The organism is Duganella sacchari, from assembly GCF_900143065.1.
Taxonomy (GTDB): Bacteria; Pseudomonadota; Gammaproteobacteria; order Burkholderiales; family Burkholderiaceae_D; genus Rugamonas; species Rugamonas sacchari.
This window is the reverse complement of record NZ_FRCX01000013.1, coordinates 111280-126893: the sequence shown is the minus strand read 5'-3', so window position 1 is coordinate 126893 and position 15614 is coordinate 111280. Positions and strand designations below refer to the sequence as shown.

Genomic DNA, 15614 nt, shown 5'->3' with positions numbered 1-15614 from the left:
CTTGCTGTTACTGTGACAGCTTGGACCACCAGCCGGAGCGCGGACATGACGTTGGCGACTGATCAAAAACTGGATGATAAAGATCTGTCGGCCACCTCCCGGGGTATGCTGGCAATGCGCGACGATGTCTTTGCCATATGGGAAAGCCAGGTGCGCAACCACATTGATGAGGCAAACGGGGTGTCCGGCCCCATACTCGTCAATACCTTGCCGGCGTTTTACGACAACATCGCCGAGGCGCTGACGCCGTCTCATCCACGTGAAGATGGCACCAGCAACACCACCTCGATGTCGGCCCATGGTGGCGAACGGGCGCGCATGACACCGTTCCGTGCAGATGAAGTCATTCTGGAGTATCAGCTGTTTCGCGACGCGATTTTTACCGGCGCCGCTCGCAATGGCGTGCAGTTCTCGCCGCAGGAGTGGCGTATTGTCGAGGTCTCGATTGACTCGGCCGTACGAGAAGCCATCCGCGAGTTTTCCCTGATTCACGAGGCGATCCGCGAACGGCTGGCCGCGACGCTGTCGCATGATATGCGCAATCCGTTGTCCGTAATTCTGGCCGGCACCCAGCTTATCGCGCTGACCTCAGACCTGACCGTGGTGCGTCGCGTGGCGACCAAAATCGCCTCCGGCGCCAAGCGCATGGAGCACATGCTGACCCAACTGGTGGAAACGCTGACCTTTGAACGCGCCATCAAGCTGCCCATGGTCATCGCAGAACTGGATATCAAGCCGCTCATCGAATCGGTCGCGCAGGAATTCAATTTTGTTGATGAGGACAAGGTGCAGACCATCGCCGAACCCATCGTCGGCTACTGGTGCCGCAACTCACTCCACCGCGCGCTGGATAACCTGGTGTCGAACGCACTGAAATATGGTGATGGGCAGGGGGTGCGGATCAAGGCGGAGCAGATTCTGGGGCGCTTGATTTTAAGTGTCCACAATCAGGGCAAATCCATTATCGAAGAGCAGCGCGATAGAATCTTTGAGTATCTGCGGCGTGAAAGCGAAGGCAATCTGGCCGACGGCTGGGGTATCGGCCTGCCGTTTGTCCGCAGCGTGGCGGAGGGGCATGGCGGCAGCGTGTCGGTGGACAGCGCTGCGGAAACCGGCACTACCTTTACCATCGATATCCCCGTCGACTGCCGACCGTATGTCCATACCTCAGGCACGGCCTGAACGGCGTGTTGTCCTACCGCCGACAGCGCAGGCCGCTGACAATACAGCGGCCTCCACGGCATACCATGGCTTACCGGTCATCGCTGACTTTCCGAAGGGAGCGGTAATGCCACAAGGGCGTACACAACGTCGGGTATTGATTATCGACGACCACCCGGATGCTGCCGACCTGTTGGCGGAGATGCTGACGCTGCATGATTACGCGACGTGTGTGGCATACGGCGGACAGGAGGGGCTCGTTGCGCTATCGCGTTTCAGGCCGGAGGTGGTGCTGCTGGATATCGGCATGCCCCACATGGATGGCTGCCAGGTCGCTGCCCGCATCCGGCAAATGGACCAGATCGCGCAGCCGGTGCTCATTGCCTACACCGCCTGGAACGATGACAGGGCCAAGTCCCGCATTCTGGCAGCGGGATTTGACCTGCATCTGACCAAGCCGGCCGAGTTTAAGGTGCTGCTCGATACCCTGCTCACCGCATCAGGTCCGTTGCGTTAGCGTTGCCTGATTGATTGGACGATCCGGCGTTGGGACGCCCCTGTGCGGTCGACAGGCGGTATTTTTGGCGGCGGTCGCCTACCATGTCCAGCAGGTCGCGGATCGGCAAATTGGTCACCTCGTGGATGCGGATGAGCAGCGAGGCGCCCAGCGTCAAGTGGCGTTTGCGAACTTTGCAGATCATGGGCGAAGTCACCTCCAGCGTCCGTGCGAGGGCGGCATCGTTCTTGAGGTTGAGCCGGTGCGAGATGTGATCGAGCAGACGGTTGGGATCGTAGTGATGGTGCATGATGGCCTCTGGCTTAATGTTTGATAGGTTGTCATTGCAGTCTATCGAAAACAATGTTCCAAACGGCCAGCTTTCAATCGTGCAGCCCGCGCGATGGAAATATATCGGCAAACTGCACATCTCGTTTTGAACCAGCGTCAGGATTTGGCGGCTGCTGCACGCTGGCGCAGCGTGGTGACGTTCTGGCCGCCGATGCCCCAGTTGTCCGTTTCCACTTCGTCGATGATGACAAAGGTAGTGGCCGGGTTCTTGTTGAGCACGCGTTGCAGCAGGTCGGTCACGCCCTGAATCAGTTCCTGCTTTTGCTCGGCAGTTGCGCCTTCATTGGTGATGCGGATATTTACGAATGGCATAGCTTTTCTCCTTGGTTAAAATTGGTTTGCCAGGCCAGCAGGGCGCCGGCCAGCAGTAGTGCGGTGGACACGGTCATGGCGATTTCGATGCCGTGGAGTACAGTCGCGGTTTCCGGCGCCGCCACCAGCGCGCCATAGACGGCCACGCCCATGGCGCCGCCGACCTGGCGCGCAGTGTTCAAAACTGCCGATGCCGTGCCCGCCTGGCGCTTTTCGACCGAAGCCAGAATGGCCGTGGTCATGGCGGGTACGGCGAAGCCCATGCCAGCCGGGATCAGCGCCAGACCGGGCAGCATGGCCCAGAAGCTGGCCGAAGCCGAGATGCCAAACAGGCCGAGCAAGGCGTAGCCGCTGGCGCCGATCAGGCCGCCCACAATCATCGGCAGGCGCGAGCCGACGCGTGCCTGCGCCCAGCCGCTGACGATATTGGAAAACAGGAAGGTGGCGGTGAGCGGCAGGAAAATCAGGCCCGCATGCAGCACGGAGAAGCCGCGCACTTTTTGCAGATAAAAACTCAGAATGAAGATCACGCCGTAGTAGGCAAAGTTGACGAACACGCCGAACAGCACCGCCGGGCCAAAGCCGGGTTGCCGGAACAGCTGCAGCGGCAGCATCGGCCCGGCGCTGCGGCGTTCGACACGGATGAACAGCGCGCCAGCCATCAGCGCCACCACAAACGCGCTGACCACGGCGATGTGCGTCAGGCCCGGCGCCTGCACTTCAATCACGGCGCCAATGAAGGCGGTCAGCGCGATCACAGCCAGAATCTGCCCCGGCACATCAAAATTGCGTGCCGGTCCGCTGTGATGCAGCACCGGTACCACGCGCAAGGTCAGCCAGAAGCCGATCAGGCAGATGGGCATGTTCACCCAGAAGATGCTACGCCAGCCCAGGGCCGACATCAGCAAGCCACCCAGCACCGGTCCGGCCGCGATCGATACGCCACCTGCGGCTGTCCACCAGGCGATGGCCTTCGCCAGCATCTTGCGGTCGTGTGCGTAGACGGTATTGAGGATGGACAGCGAACTCGGCACCAGCAGCGCCGCACCGATGCCTTGCGCGGCACGTGCGACATTCAGCAGCAGTGCATCGGGCGCCATGGCGCAGGCCAGCGAAGCCAGGGTGAACAGCGCAAAGCCGCTCAGGAACACGCGGCGCGAACCGAAATGGTCGCCCAGCGCGCCGGCCGACAGCAGAAATACCGCGAAGCCCAGCGTGTAGGCATCCACCACCCATTGCAGCTGGCTCACGCCTGCCTGCAGTTCGCGGCCGATCTGCGGCAACGCTACGTTGACGATGGTGACGTCCAGCTGGACGATGATGAAGGCAAAGCTGCATGCCAGCAGTATGGCCAGTGACGGTGTGGTTTTCATGACGCAGCTCCTTGATCCGATGTTGCCAATATAGGCCAGATCAAGCATCATGAAAAATGAATTATACTGAATCAACAATTCTTTAATTGAGAATGATATGGAACTCTCATCCCTGCGTATCTTCAAAACCGTGGCCGAGGAGGGCGGCGTCACGCAGGCCGCCGCGCGGCTCAACCGGGTGCAATCGAATGTGTCGGCGCGGCTGACCCAGCTGGAGGAATCGCTGGGCGTCAGCCTGTTCCACCGTTCCGGACGGCGCATGCTGATTACCGAAGACGGTGCGCGCCTGCTGGCCTACACCGAACGCCTGCTGCAACTGGCGGACGAGGCGCAGGAAGCCATGCGCGGTGATCGCCAGCCTTCCGGCCAGCTCAAGATCGGCTCGATGGAAACCACTGCGGCGGCACGCCTGCCGCTGGTGCTGGGCCAGTTCCACCGCCAGTATCCGCAGGTGGACCTGCTGCTCGATACCGGCCCCAGCGATTATCTGATCCAGGCGGTGCTGAACCACAAGGTGGATGTGGCGCTGGTGGCGGCGCCAGTCGACAGGCCGGAACTGACGCAATTACCCGTGTTTGAAGAAGAACTGGTGCTGCTGACTGACAGCCTGCATCCACCTGTGACATCGCCGTCGGACGTGGCCAAGCGCACCTTGCTGGGCTTCCGTAGCGGCTGCTCTTACCGCCGTCGTCTGGAGGCGTGGTTTGCCGAAGGCGGCGTGTCGCCGGCGCGGATCGCGGAATTCGGTACCTTCGAGGCCATCATTGGTTGTGTGGCGGCAGGCATGGGCGTGGCCATGATGCCGCGTGAAGTGATCCGGCAGCGCGGACTGGCGGAATCGATACGCGTGCATACGCTGGCCCCCGAAAGCGCCCTGGTCCAGACCATGCTGGTGTGGCGCAGCGACATCACGCAGCATGCCGCGCGCGATGCATTTGCTGCATTCTTCGGCGCTATCCAAACGCGCTAAAGCCAACAGCGCAGCCCGAAGGCTGCGGTGTTGGCGCACGTGCTCCCGGCGAGCAGATTAACGCGTGGCGGGTGGCGGTGGTTCGGTCGTGGCTGGCGGCGGCGTTTGGGTTGGCGCGTCCGCTGCCGGAGCATTTGGATTGGCCGGCGTCATGCCTTCAGGCGTCGTGGTCGGTGGCGTGGCGGGCGCCGCTGCTGGCGCTGGCGTGGCTTCGGGCACTGGTGGATTGTCTACGGCTTTTTTCTGGCAACCGCTGATGACAGCGGCCAAGGCAACAACAGCACAAGCAAGCTTGCCGGTCAGATGTAACTGTTTCATGTTGGATTCTCCTGTGGGAAAAGATCTGATTGCCATCTTAGCTATGCCTGAGACAGCGTAATGTCGGCGTGCCCGCAGTGCGCTTGTAGGACTACTACCCGCGTATCAAACCCCGGTAAAATGCTGGCACTTCATTTCACTCCCCTGGAGATCCTATGCGCCGCTATATCGCTGTCGCACTACTGGCTTTTACCGCGTTCGAATGCAGCGCCAGTGAATCCGCCACCGGCAGTTTTACCGCCACCAAAAGCTGCGAAGCTTTTTCATCTTTCGCCAAGAGCAGCAATCCCGGCGACGTCAAGGTCAGCGCCGGCAAGGCCTACACCGTCCGCGAGATCAACAAGACCGATTACGATTGGGTCCGCGTCGAGGTGCCCGGCGCTGAGCCATCGCTGCGCTGGGTCCAGCGTGCATGCGGTACGCCCGCGCTGGACGACAAGCCGGCGCCGCGTCCGGAAGGCACGGCGGGCGAAGTGTGCTCGCTGCCGAACCAGCAGGACAGCTATGTGCTGGCGATCACCTGGCAACCCGGCTTTTGCGAACACACCAGATATAACGGCAAAAAGCCGGAATGCGATGCGATGAACAGCGGCGCGCTGGAGGCGAAAACGCTGAGCCTGCACGGCCTGTGGCCAAACAAGAAAGAATGCGGCACGCAGTATGGCAGCTGCCAGGGCAAGCCGTTTGAACTCAGCAAGGACACCATCGACAAGATCGCGCCATGGATGCCCAACTTCTATTACGAGCGTAGCTTCGGTGCGTATGAGTGGAACAAGCACGGCAAGTGCCAGTCGCTGGCGCCGGATGAGTACTTCCTCAAAGCCGTATCGGCGGTGCGCGTGGTGAACGATTCGGAAGTGGGCAAGATCGTGCTGGGTAACACCGGCAAGAGCTTCCGCGTGAACGACTTCTTTGACCGCGTGAAAGCGCGCTACGGCGAGAAAGTGGCGGAGGCGATTACGCTGGTCTGCACCCAGCACAAGTATTTGCAGGAGATCCGTGTGTCGCTGCCGGTGGAGTTCTCCACCGACCGCGATCTGCCGCAGATGGTCGCGAATGCCCGTCCTGCGGGCACCCGCGCCGTTGGCTGCGCCGACGAAGTCTACGTCGAGGCAGCCGGCAAGCACTGAGCTTACGCTGCGAAGCCGCCGTCGATCAGCAGGTCGGCGCCGGTGACGAAGCCCGCTTCCGGACCAGCCAGATAGGCTACCATGCCGGCGACTTCTTCGGCTTTGCCGTGGCGTGGCAAGGCCATCAGGCCGTGCATGACGGTGGCGAAGTCGCTTTCCGCCGGATTCATTTCCGTATCGATCGGACCAGGGGCCACGTTGTTGACGGTGATGTTGCGTGGACCCAGGTCGCGTGCCATGCCTTTGACCAGGCCGACCAGCGCCGATTTGCTCATCGCATAAGCCGCGCCGCCCTGGAACGGCATGCGCTGCGCATTGGTGCTGCCGATGTTGATGATGCGGCCGCCATCCTTCATATGCGCCACAGCGGCTTTCGAGGCCACAAACACGGCGCGCACATTGATCGCCAGCGTGCGGTCGAAATCTTCCAGCGAGAACTGGTCCACCGGACCCAGGTGCAGCACGCCGGCGTTGTTGACCAGGATGTCCAGGCGGCCGAAGCGGTCAGCCGCGGCGTTGACGGCGTTGCTCAGTTCCGTGGCGTTGGCGGCATCGGCCTTGATCGCCCATGCGGTACCGCCGGCCGCTTCAATTTCGCCGACCAGCGCTTCCGCTGCGATGGCCGATGCGCCGTAGCCGATCACGACTTTCGCGCCTTCCGCCGCCAGGCGACGGGCAGTGGCAGCGCCGATGCCGCGCGAACCGCCGTTGATGAAAGCGACTTTACCTGCAAGTTTGGTGGTGTTCATGATGTTTCCTTTCGGGAGTGGTTGGTTGATGAACACAGTATGGTCGCGCCCAGCTTGTCGCGGTAGTCATGAAATATCGCCTACAGTTTCAACCATTGGTATAAGATGAACCCATGTTTACCGAACTCAGCAGCTATCTCGATGCCTTTATCGCCTCGGCCGACGATGGCAGTTTCTCTGCGGCCGCGCGCCGCCTGGGGCTGACGCCGGCTGCGGTCAGCAAGAGCGTCAACCGGCTGGAGCTGCGGCTCGGCGTGCGCCTGTTCCAGCGCAGCACCCGTAGCCTGGCGCTGACCACCGATGGCGAACGGCTGTATGGACAGGTGCGGCTGCCGTGGAGTGAAATCGGCGACGCGCTGACGGACCTGAGCCAGGGCGCGGGCAAGCCGGCCGGCACGCTCAAGGTGTCGCTGGCGTATGCCGTCGGGCGGCAGTATTTTTTGCCGCTGCTGCCGGAGTTTGCACGCCGCTACCCGGACGTGGTGCCGGATCTGCATTTCGATAACCGCCAGGTGGATCTGATCGCCGAGGGCTACGATGTCGGCATCGGTGGCGGCATCGAACTGACCGACGCGTTGATTGCACGCGAGCTGGCGCGGGTGGACATTGTGCTGGCAGCGTCGCCGGTGTATCTGAAGGCGCACACGGCGCCTGAGCAGCCGCAAGACCTGGCGCGGCATCGCGGCCTGCTGCGGCGTTCCCTGAGCACTGGCCGGCTGGTGCCGTGGACCTTGAAGAACACGTCCGGCGACGAAGTGGTCGCCAGCGTGCGTCCGGTGCTGGTGCTGGATGATCCGGAAGCCATCGCCCACGCGGCGGCATGCGGCATGGGTATCGGCATGCTGCCCATGCCGCATGCCTTGCCGCTGCTCGATAGCGGCGCGCTGGTGCGCGTGCTGCCCGACTGGTTTGCCGAAACCCGTCCGCTGTCGATTTACTATTCCAGCCGCAAGCTGGTGCCGGCCAAGGTACGGGTTTTCGTCGACCACATGGTTGAACAATTCCGCGCCAGCGGCTACGCGGCGCGCTTCCGCCACGGCCGGTAATCGCCGCCCACCGCGCGGCCGCTCGTCCAACTTTTCATAGAAACCGCCTTTTGCGCGTCCAGATTGCTGGGCTGACTAGCCTCGTCTAGTACTGTTTCTCACGGGAATCTCCTTTCTTTTCAATGGCTTGCGGCGCAGCCGTGCGCTGGCACAGCCATTGCTATTCCGCCTCCCAGTCACGGCACTTGCCGGGCTTACAACTATAAAAGCGGAGAAGCTGTGAAAAAGAAACGTCCCCTTACCATCTATATTCTTCTGGCCATGGTGCTTGGCGTACTGGTCGGCTACGGCTGCCACGAAACCATCCAGGACCGCAAGCTCAGCGCTGACATTGCCGCGCATATCTCCATCATCACCGACGTCTTCCTGCGGCTGATCAAAATGATCATCTCGCTGCTGGTGTTTTCGACGCTGACCGTGGGCATCGCCCACATGGGTGACGCCAAAACGGCGGGCCGGGTCGGCATCAAGGCCATGGCCTGGTTTGTGGTCGCCTCGCTGATCTCGCTGCTGCTGGGCATGCTGCTGTCCAACATGATGCAGCTGGGAGCGCACCTTGGCCTGCCGCTGCCGCCCGCCGATGCGGTTACCGGCCTGAAAACCTCGGCCTTCACGCTCAAGGACTTTATCGCCCACATGGTGCCGAAGTCGCCGATCGAGGCGATGGCCAATAACGAAATCCTGCAGGTGCTGGTCTTTGCGATCTTCTTCGGCGGTGCGCTCGGCGCGCTGGGCGACTCGGCCCGCCAGCTCACCGGCGTGATCGATCAGCTGGCGCAAGTCATGCTGCGCATCACCGGCACCGTCATGAACCTGGCGCCGCTGGCGGTGTTTGCCGCCATGGCATCGGTGATTACCACCAATGGCCTGGGCATCCTGGCGACCTTCGCCAAATTCATGGGCGGCTTCTATCTGGCGCTGGCGTGCCTGTGGGCGCTGCTGATCCTGGGCGGCTTTGCCTTTATCGGCAAACGCGTATTCCGCCTGGTGGTGCTGATACGCGAACCGTTCCTGCTGGCGTTTTCGACCGCCAGTTCGGAGGCCGCGTATCCCAAGCTGCTGGTAGCGCTGGACCAGTTTGGCGTCAAGCGCAAAATCTCCAGCTTTGTCATGCCGATGGGGTACTCCTTCAATCTGGATGGCTCGATGATGTACTGCACCTTTGCCGTGCTGTTCATCACCCAGGCTTACGGCATCGACCTGTCGCTCGGTACGCAGATCACCATGCTGCTGCTGTTGATGGTGACGTCGAAAGGCATCGCCGGCGTGCCGCGCGCTTCGCTGGTGGTGATCGCTGCCACGCTGAACCAGTTCCACATTCCCGAAGCAGGCCTGCTGCTGTTGATGGGCATAGACCAATTCCTCGACATGGGCCGCTCGGCCACCAACGCCGTCGGCAATGCCGTGGCCACTGCGGTCGTCGCCAAGTGGGAAGGCGCGCTGGATGAAGAAGTACCCGCGAAATAAATAATAATCACAACTGGAGACTCACAGATGCAGAAGCATGTCATCAGCGCCGTCGCGCTGGCCGTCGTATCGCTGGGCGCGCAGGCGCAATCGTCATTGACCGTGTACGGCGTTGCCGATGCCGGCCTAGTACTGGAACGCGGCGGCGACGCCGGCGCTGTACAGAAACTTGGAAACGGCGTGGCGTCCAGCTCGCGGCTGGGCTTTAAAGGCAAGGAAGACCTGGGCGGCGGTACGATACTGACCTTCATCCTGGAAAACGGCTATTCGATCGACACCGGTGCGGCCAAGCAGAACGGCGCGCTGTTTGGGCGCCAGGCCCTGATCTGCGTGACCGGCGAAGCGGGCGCGCTCAGCGTCGGCCACCAGTACACGCCGTTCTATAAAACGTTGAACAATGTCGCCGATCCGTTTGCCACCGGTATGGCCGGCAATGCGCAAAACATTTTTGACGACACCACGCGCGTCGACAACACGGTGGAATACATCACGCCACGCTTCCACGGCTTCAGTGCGGATGTGCAGTATGGCTTTGGCGAGACGGCCGGTAACAGCGCGGCCAACCGCTACATCGGCGCCAGCGGCACCTACGAAAACGGCCCGCTGACCATTGCGCTGGCCCACCAGCAGCGCGACAACGCCACGGCGTCGGCGCATAGCCGCAACACCATGCTGGTGGGGCGTTACCGCTTTGGCGACGTCACCGGCCATCTGGCGCACGCGTGCAACCGCGATGTGCTGGGCAGTGAAAGCCACGACACCATGCTGGGCGTGAGTGCGCAAATGAGCGGCGCCGACAGGCTGTTCGCCTCTGTCATCCGCCATCACGACACCACGTCGGCGCAGCGCAATGCGGTCCAGGCGGCGCTGGGTTACAGCCATGCCTTGTCCCGCCGTACCGACATATATGCAGCTTATGGGCATATACGCAACAGTAGTACTGCGGCTTTCCACGTAGGTACTGCTGCGGATACCGGGTCGGGTACCACTGGTGTTAATCTAGGTGTAAGGCACGTGTTTTAATGCTAATAAAAAATAACATCATGTAGGGGACACTATGGCAGCATCGCACGCCGCCAGACCGGCAAGGCCGGTTCACAGGCTGGCGTTGTGGGCGCTGGCGCTGGCTGTCGCGCTGACGCTGGCCGGTTTTGCCGGCCGCTGGGCTGGCGATGCCGCCATGTCGAAGGCGCAACTGGCCGGCGAACAGCGGCTCGACACCTACGCGGTCAGCCTGGAAAACCTGCTGTCCAAGTATGATTTCCTGCCGCGCACCCTGGAGCTGAACAAGGACGTGCTGGCGTTGCTGCAGCACCCTGGCGACGAAGCGCTGCGCGGCGAGGTCAACACCTATCTTGAGCAGCTGAACCGCCAGTCCGGTTCCACCACCATCTACATCGTCAATCTGCAAGGTGTGACGCAGGCGGCCAGTAACTGGCGCTCGCCGAACAGTTTTGTCGGCGATAACGTCGCCTTCCGGCCCTATGTGCGCGATGCCTTGCGCGGCAAGCCGGGCGGCTTTTACGGTGTGGGCACCACCAGCGGTGAGCCGGGCTACTTTTTTGCGCACGGCATTTACCGCGATGGCCGCATGCTCGGCGTGGCCACCGTCAAGGTGAATATCGAGCGGCTGGAGCAGGGCTGGATGCAGAGCGCCGACAAGGTGCTGCTGGCGGATGCCTACGGCGTGGTGTTCCTCAGTTCCGTGCCGGAGTGGAAGTACCACACGCTGGCGCCATTGCCCCCGGCAGCGCTGCGTGAGCTGGCGGCTTCGCGCCAGTATTTTTCTCATGAGTTGACGCCGCTGGACATGCGTACGCTGCGTCAGATGAACGGCGGTACCGCCACGGTGGCGCTGCCGCAGGCGGGCGATGTGGCCGTGTTGAGCCAGAGCCGTTCGCTGGCGCCGCGCCAATGGCGCTTCGTCTACCTGTCGGACCTGAGCGGCGCGCGTAACAGCGCCCGCGCGGCGTTTGTGTTTGCCTTGCTGCTGCAAGCCTTGTTGCTGATGCTGGTGCTGTATGGCTTGCAGCGGCGACGCGCACGCGCGGATTTGCAGCGCGCGAACGATGAGCTGGAACTCAAGGTGGCCGAGCGTACCGCGAGCCTGCACCAGATGGCGCAGGACTTGCGGCAGGCGCAGAGCGGGCTGGTACAGGCGGGAAAAATGGCGGTGCTCGGCCAGATGGCGGCCGGCATCACGCATGAACTGAATCAGCCGCTGACGGCCCTGCGGACCATGGCCGACAACGCCCGCGTACTGATCGAGCGTGGACGGCTGGACGAGGCCAAAAGCAATCTGGGCACGGTGTCGCAACTGGTTGGCCGCATGGGTGTGCTGACTGGCCAGTTGCGGCAGTTCGCACGCAAAGCCGATACCAGCCTGACGGCGGTGCCGGTGGCCGCAGCCATCACGGCGGCGTTGTTTCTGGTGGAGCGGCGTGTGGAACAGGAACGCGTCAACTTCCGCATGGCGGTGCGTGACCAGCACGTGCATGCGCTGTGCGACAGCAACCGGCTGGAGCAGGTGCTGGTCAATCTGTTCACCAACGCCCTGGACGCGATGGCCGATTGCGCAACGCGCCAGCTGACTGTCAGTGTCGAGCGCGATGGCGCGTGGGCGCTGGTCGGCGTGGCGGATACGGGTCCCGGCATACCGGCAGAAATCCTGACCCATTTGTTTGAACCATTTTTCACCACCAAGCCGCAGGGCAAGGGACTGGGACTGGGCCTGGCGATCTCGGAACAGATCGTCCGTGAGTTCGGCGGCGAATTGCGCGCCGAAGTCACCGCCGCTGGCGGCGCCCGGTTTGTCATCGCCTTGCCGCTGGTGGAGCAGGAGACAATATGAAAGTGTTATTGATTGAAGACGACGCCAGTGTGCGCGCAGGCAGTGCGCAGGCCTTGGACCTGGCGGGCTTTGAGGTCGAAGCGTTTGCCGCCGCAGAGCCGGCGCTGGCGCAGGTCACACCGGGCTTTGCCGGCGTGATCGTCAGCGATGTGCGTCTGCCTGGCATGAGCGGCCTGGATTTTCTGGCAGCCGTCAAGGCGATTGATGTGCAGGTGCCAGTGGTGCTGGTGACGGGCCATGGCGATATCAGCATGGCGGTGGGCGCCATGCGCAGCGGTGCGTATGACTTCATCCCCAAGCCGTATTCATCGGAGCAGCTGACCGATGTGGTGCAGCGGGCGCTGGACACCCGCCGGCTGATCCTGGAGGTCGCGGCGCTGCGCCATCGCATCGCGCATGGCGAGGGCATCGAGGCGACACTGCTGGGCGATTCTGCCGGCATCCGCGAACTGCGGCAGATGATTCTGAATCTGGCCGACGAACCGGCCGATGTGCTGATCTACGGCGAAACCGGCACTGGCAAGGAGATGGTGGCGCGCTGCCTTCACCAGTTCAGCCGCCGCAGCCAGCGGCCTTTCGTTGCGCTCAATTGCGGTGCGATCCCGGAAACCATTTTTGAAAGCGAAGTGTTTGGACACGAGGCGGGATCGTTCACCGGCGCGTCGAGGCGACAGATTGGCAAGATCGAACATGCGGACGGCGGTTCGCTGTTCCTCGACGAGATCGAAAGCCTGCCCATGGCCTTGCAGGTCAAGCTGCTGCGCGTGCTGCAGGAACGCTATGTGGAGCGACTGGGTTCCAACAGCCCGGTGCCGGTGGACCTGCGCGTGATCGCCGCCTCGAAGGTGGACCTGAAGGAGTGGTCGGACCAGCAGAAATTCCGCAGCGACCTGTATTACCGTTTAAACCTGATCGTGCTGCACATCCCGCCATTGCGTGAGCGGCGAGAAGACATTCCGCTGCTGTTCGAGCACTTTGTGCTGGGCGCCGCTGCGCGTTACAAGCGCGAGGCGCCGCCAGTACCGGGGCCGCTGATGCAGTCGCTGATGGCGCATCACTGGCCGGGCAATGTGCGTGAGCTGCGCAACATCGCCGAACGCTTTGTGCTTGGCCTGGCGAGCGGCGGGGATGGATTGCTGTCCGAACGCAGCCAGACCTCGGTGCCGCTGGCCGACCAGGTCGGCGGCTTCGAGCGCGCCGTGATTGAGCAGGAGTTGCGCAAGGCCGGCGGCAGCGTTAGTGAGGTGAGCCTGGCATTGGGCGTTCCCAAGCAGACGCTGTACTATAAGATGCAGAAATACGGCCTGAGCTCCGACGGCTACAAGGCTTAGTGCGGCTTAATGCTTCTTGATCGGCGCGGTCCTGGCTTCACTGCGGGTCTGGTTGGCTTCTGCCAGCAGCGCCTTGCAGTCCACCGGCTCCACCTTGCCCGGATTGATGAGCGGGATCACGGCCGCTATCGGGCTGACGACAGTAGCCAGCGCCACGGCCGCACCGGCTTTCAGCGCCAACGGACCTTTTTGCGGTCCGACATCCGGGTTGGTGAAAGTGCCGCGCGCATACAGCGGGGTGCGCAGCGAGATGATACGTACGCCCTTGGTGTGCGGGCGCACGTCGAAGTCCAGGGTTTCCTTGGCCATGTCCACATTGCCGCTGACGTTGATGACAGCTTCCTGGGTATCGACCACAAAGCGGCGTGCTTCCGCCTTGCCGTGTTCCACCACGAAGTCGCCGGCCATGCAGTTCAACTGAATCTGCTTGTCGCCAAACAGTTTGACGAACACCAGATTGGCGATATTCAGGCCAGCCGCTTCAAGAATGAACTTGCTGACCGAGCCTTCGCTGACGGTGGCGCCCATTTCGCCGCTGGAAGTGGCCAGCATGGCGGAGACGGAGTTGCCTTTGCCGGCCAGCGCTGCGTCGGCGCTCACTTCGCCGACGCTGGCCTGCATCGATTCGAGTTTCGGGAACAGCTGGCGAATTTTCAGATGGCGCGCGGCCATGCGGACCTGGGCGTCAATTACCTTCTGGCGGCCATCGAGCTTGATGTTGGAGGTGATGTCGCCGCCGGCCATGCCAAAGTTGAGTGGCGTCAGCGTCAACACCTTGTTGTTCATCTTGATGTGCGTTTCGATGTCCTGCAGCGGGATATCGTGCGTGCGTACCAGCTTCTTGCCGGTGAATTTGACGTCGGCATCCAGCGCATCCCATTTGGCGGTATTGAACTGTTCCACCGGCAGCGCCTTGTCGTCCGGCTGATTCTGCGGTTTGCCGCGATTGGCTTTTTTCTCGTTGCTTTCAGCGCCGATGGTCGGGCCGAGATCTTCCAGTCGCAGCTGGCGGGAGGTGACGGCGCCGGTCAGCAGCGGACGTGGTTTGCGCGGGCTGTAGGCCAGCGTGCCTTCCAGGTCGCTGCCGCCGACCGTGCCGCTGAAGTCCTTGTAGGTCCAGTTCCAGATAGCGCCGGCTTTCTTGCCGATCAAACGGCCCGTGGTGGCATAAGGCGGCGTTTCAGGCAGCAGCACGCCGGTCAACGGATACAGGTCGGCCATGCTGGCGCCGCCCAGCGACAGTTTCAAGTCCAGCCCCGCCGGCGCACGCGGATCGGTGATCTGGCCCTCGATGGCGATTTTGTTCTTGCCCAGGTTGGCCTGTGCCTGTACGGGGAAGTTGCTGTGCTCATCACGCAGCGTCAGCACCTTGCCGACCTTGCCGCCTCCGGTGACTGGCGCGTTGCGGTAGCTGCCGCTGAGGTCAAAGCGCAGGCCGTATTTCTGGGCATCGGCGCCTTCGTTGATGCCGCTGGCCTTGGCGCGCAGATCGAGCTTGATGCCGTCGTCCAGATAACGCAGGTCGCCTTCACCCAGCGACAGGCGCTGGATATCGACCTCCCATTCGGATGGGCCGTTGTCCTTGAAGGTCCAGGTATTGCTGCCGTCCGCACGGCGCTGCGCGGCGACCGTTACCTTGTCCACTTCGAGATCGGTGATGACCACTTCCTTGTGCAGCAGCGGCAGCGGGTGCACGGCAACCACGATGCTGCCGACGCTGGCCAGTTGCGGACCGGCTGTGGTCCATGCCGGATTGGCGATGCTGACGTTGGCCGCGCTGATGCGTGGACGCGGCACATAGCGCCGCCAGCCCGGTTCGGTGGCATCGCCTTGCTCCCAGTGGACGCGCAGGTCGCCGTTGATGGCGAACTCGCGGCCGATGCTGTCGGATACACGATGGTTGATCCAGGGGCGAGCCCGGTTCCAGTCGAAGGTCAGAATAAAGATCACGACTGCTACCAGCACCAGCGCGAGCGTGGCGAACAGGCCGAGTACGATTTTGAGTGGGCGCGATTTTTTCATGGCACCGATGCTACGCCTCGCGCGGCGCGGGTTATGT

Annotated in this window: 15 protein-coding genes; 9 read left to right on the top strand and 6 right to left on the bottom strand. The window is 62.2% G+C overall.

Annotation, left to right across the window (positions count from 1 at the left end; genetic code table 11):
* Positions 1-45 precede the first annotated feature (45 nt).
* Both BUA36_RS24610 and BUA36_RS30830 read left to right on the top strand, forming a co-directional pair.
* A complete protein-coding gene (locus tag BUA36_RS24610) occupies positions 46-1182 on the top strand; it encodes a sensor histidine kinase (protein WP_072788455.1) in 1137 nt (378 codons plus the stop codon).
* Between the two features lie 106 nt (positions 1183-1288).
* Positions 1289-1678 (top strand): response regulator, encoded by a 390-nt coding sequence (locus tag BUA36_RS30830; protein WP_072788454.1) that lies wholly within the window; start codon positions 1289-1291, stop codon positions 1676-1678.
* Here the strand turns inward: BUA36_RS30830 and BUA36_RS24600 are convergent.
* From BUA36_RS24600 to BUA36_RS24590, 3 genes are all read right to left on the bottom strand, one after another.
* On the bottom strand, positions 1653-1967 hold the full coding sequence (locus tag BUA36_RS24600) for a hypothetical protein (RefSeq protein WP_072788453.1): 315 nt from the start codon (positions 1965-1967) through the stop codon (positions 1653-1655). The two genes, BUA36_RS30830 and BUA36_RS24600, sit on opposite strands and share 26 nt — an antisense overlap.
* Positions 1968-2104: 137 nt before the next feature.
* Positions 2105-2320: a 2-hydroxymuconate tautomerase family protein gene (locus BUA36_RS24595; RefSeq protein ID WP_072788452.1), complete on the bottom strand. Its 216-nt coding sequence runs from the start codon at positions 2318-2320 to the stop codon at positions 2105-2107.
* Positions 2308-3693, bottom strand: coding sequence for an MFS transporter (locus BUA36_RS24590; protein WP_072788451.1), 1386 nt, complete (start codon positions 3691-3693; stop codon positions 2308-2310). Before BUA36_RS24590 ends, BUA36_RS24595 begins: the two co-directional genes overlap by 13 nt.
* Before the next feature lie 97 nt (positions 3694-3790).
* Between BUA36_RS24590 and BUA36_RS24585 the strand changes: the two genes are divergently transcribed.
* A complete protein-coding gene (locus tag BUA36_RS24585) occupies positions 3791-4663 on the top strand; it encodes a LysR family transcriptional regulator (RefSeq protein WP_072788450.1) in 873 nt (290 codons plus the stop codon).
* A gap of 57 nt (positions 4664-4720) precedes the next feature.
* Here BUA36_RS24585 and BUA36_RS24580 read toward each other — a convergent pair whose 3' ends face one another.
* Entirely contained in the window at positions 4721-4981 is a 261-nt protein-coding gene (locus BUA36_RS24580) for a hypothetical protein (RefSeq protein WP_072788449.1), read from the bottom strand.
* Positions 4982-5136: 155 nt separating this feature from the next.
* Here BUA36_RS24580 and BUA36_RS24575 point away from each other — a divergent pair, with 155 nt between their 5' ends.
* Positions 5137-6111 (top strand): ribonuclease T2 family protein, encoded by a 975-nt coding sequence (locus BUA36_RS24575; protein WP_072788448.1) that lies wholly within the window; start codon positions 5137-5139, stop codon positions 6109-6111.
* Positions 6112-6113: 2 nt separating this feature from the next.
* Here the strand turns inward: BUA36_RS24575 and BUA36_RS24570 are convergent, their stop codons facing one another.
* On the bottom strand, positions 6114-6860 hold the full coding sequence (locus BUA36_RS24570) for an SDR family oxidoreductase (protein WP_084560321.1): 747 nt from the start codon (positions 6858-6860) through the stop codon (positions 6114-6116).
* Positions 6861-6973: 113 nt separating this feature from the next.
* Here BUA36_RS24570 and BUA36_RS24565 point away from each other — a divergent pair, with 113 nt between their 5' ends.
* The 5 genes from BUA36_RS24565 (at position 6974) to BUA36_RS24545 (ending at position 13555) form a co-directional block, all read left to right on the top strand.
* Complete coding sequence (locus tag BUA36_RS24565) at positions 6974-7906, top strand: LysR family transcriptional regulator (RefSeq protein WP_072788447.1); 933 nt, start codon at positions 6974-6976, stop codon at positions 7904-7906.
* 219 nt (positions 7907-8125) lie between these two features.
* Entirely contained in the window at positions 8126-9373 is a 1248-nt protein-coding gene (locus BUA36_RS24560; protein ID WP_072788445.1) for a dicarboxylate/amino acid:cation symporter, read from the top strand.
* A gap of 27 nt (positions 9374-9400) precedes the next feature.
* Positions 9401-10396 (top strand): porin, encoded by a 996-nt coding sequence (locus BUA36_RS24555; protein WP_072788443.1) that lies wholly within the window; start codon positions 9401-9403, stop codon positions 10394-10396.
* A 34-nt stretch (positions 10397-10430) separates the two neighbouring features.
* The gene (locus tag BUA36_RS24550) at positions 10431-12224 is read left to right on the top strand and encodes a sensor histidine kinase (protein WP_072788441.1); all 1794 of its coding nucleotides are present in this window, start codon (positions 10431-10433) and stop codon (positions 12222-12224) included.
* A complete protein-coding gene (locus tag BUA36_RS24545) occupies positions 12221-13555 on the top strand; it encodes a sigma-54-dependent transcriptional regulator (RefSeq protein WP_072788439.1) in 1335 nt (444 codons plus the stop codon). The genes BUA36_RS24550 and BUA36_RS24545 overlap by 4 nt, the downstream gene beginning before the upstream one ends.
* 6 nt (positions 13556-13561) lie before the next feature.
* Here the strand turns inward: BUA36_RS24545 and BUA36_RS24540 are convergent, their stop codons facing one another.
* Positions 13562-15577 carry an AsmA family protein gene (locus BUA36_RS24540; protein WP_072788437.1) on the bottom strand — a complete coding sequence of 672 codons (2016 nt, stop codon included), beginning with the start codon at positions 15575-15577 and terminating at the stop codon, positions 13562-13564.
* Between the last annotated feature and the right edge of the window lie 37 nt (positions 15578-15614).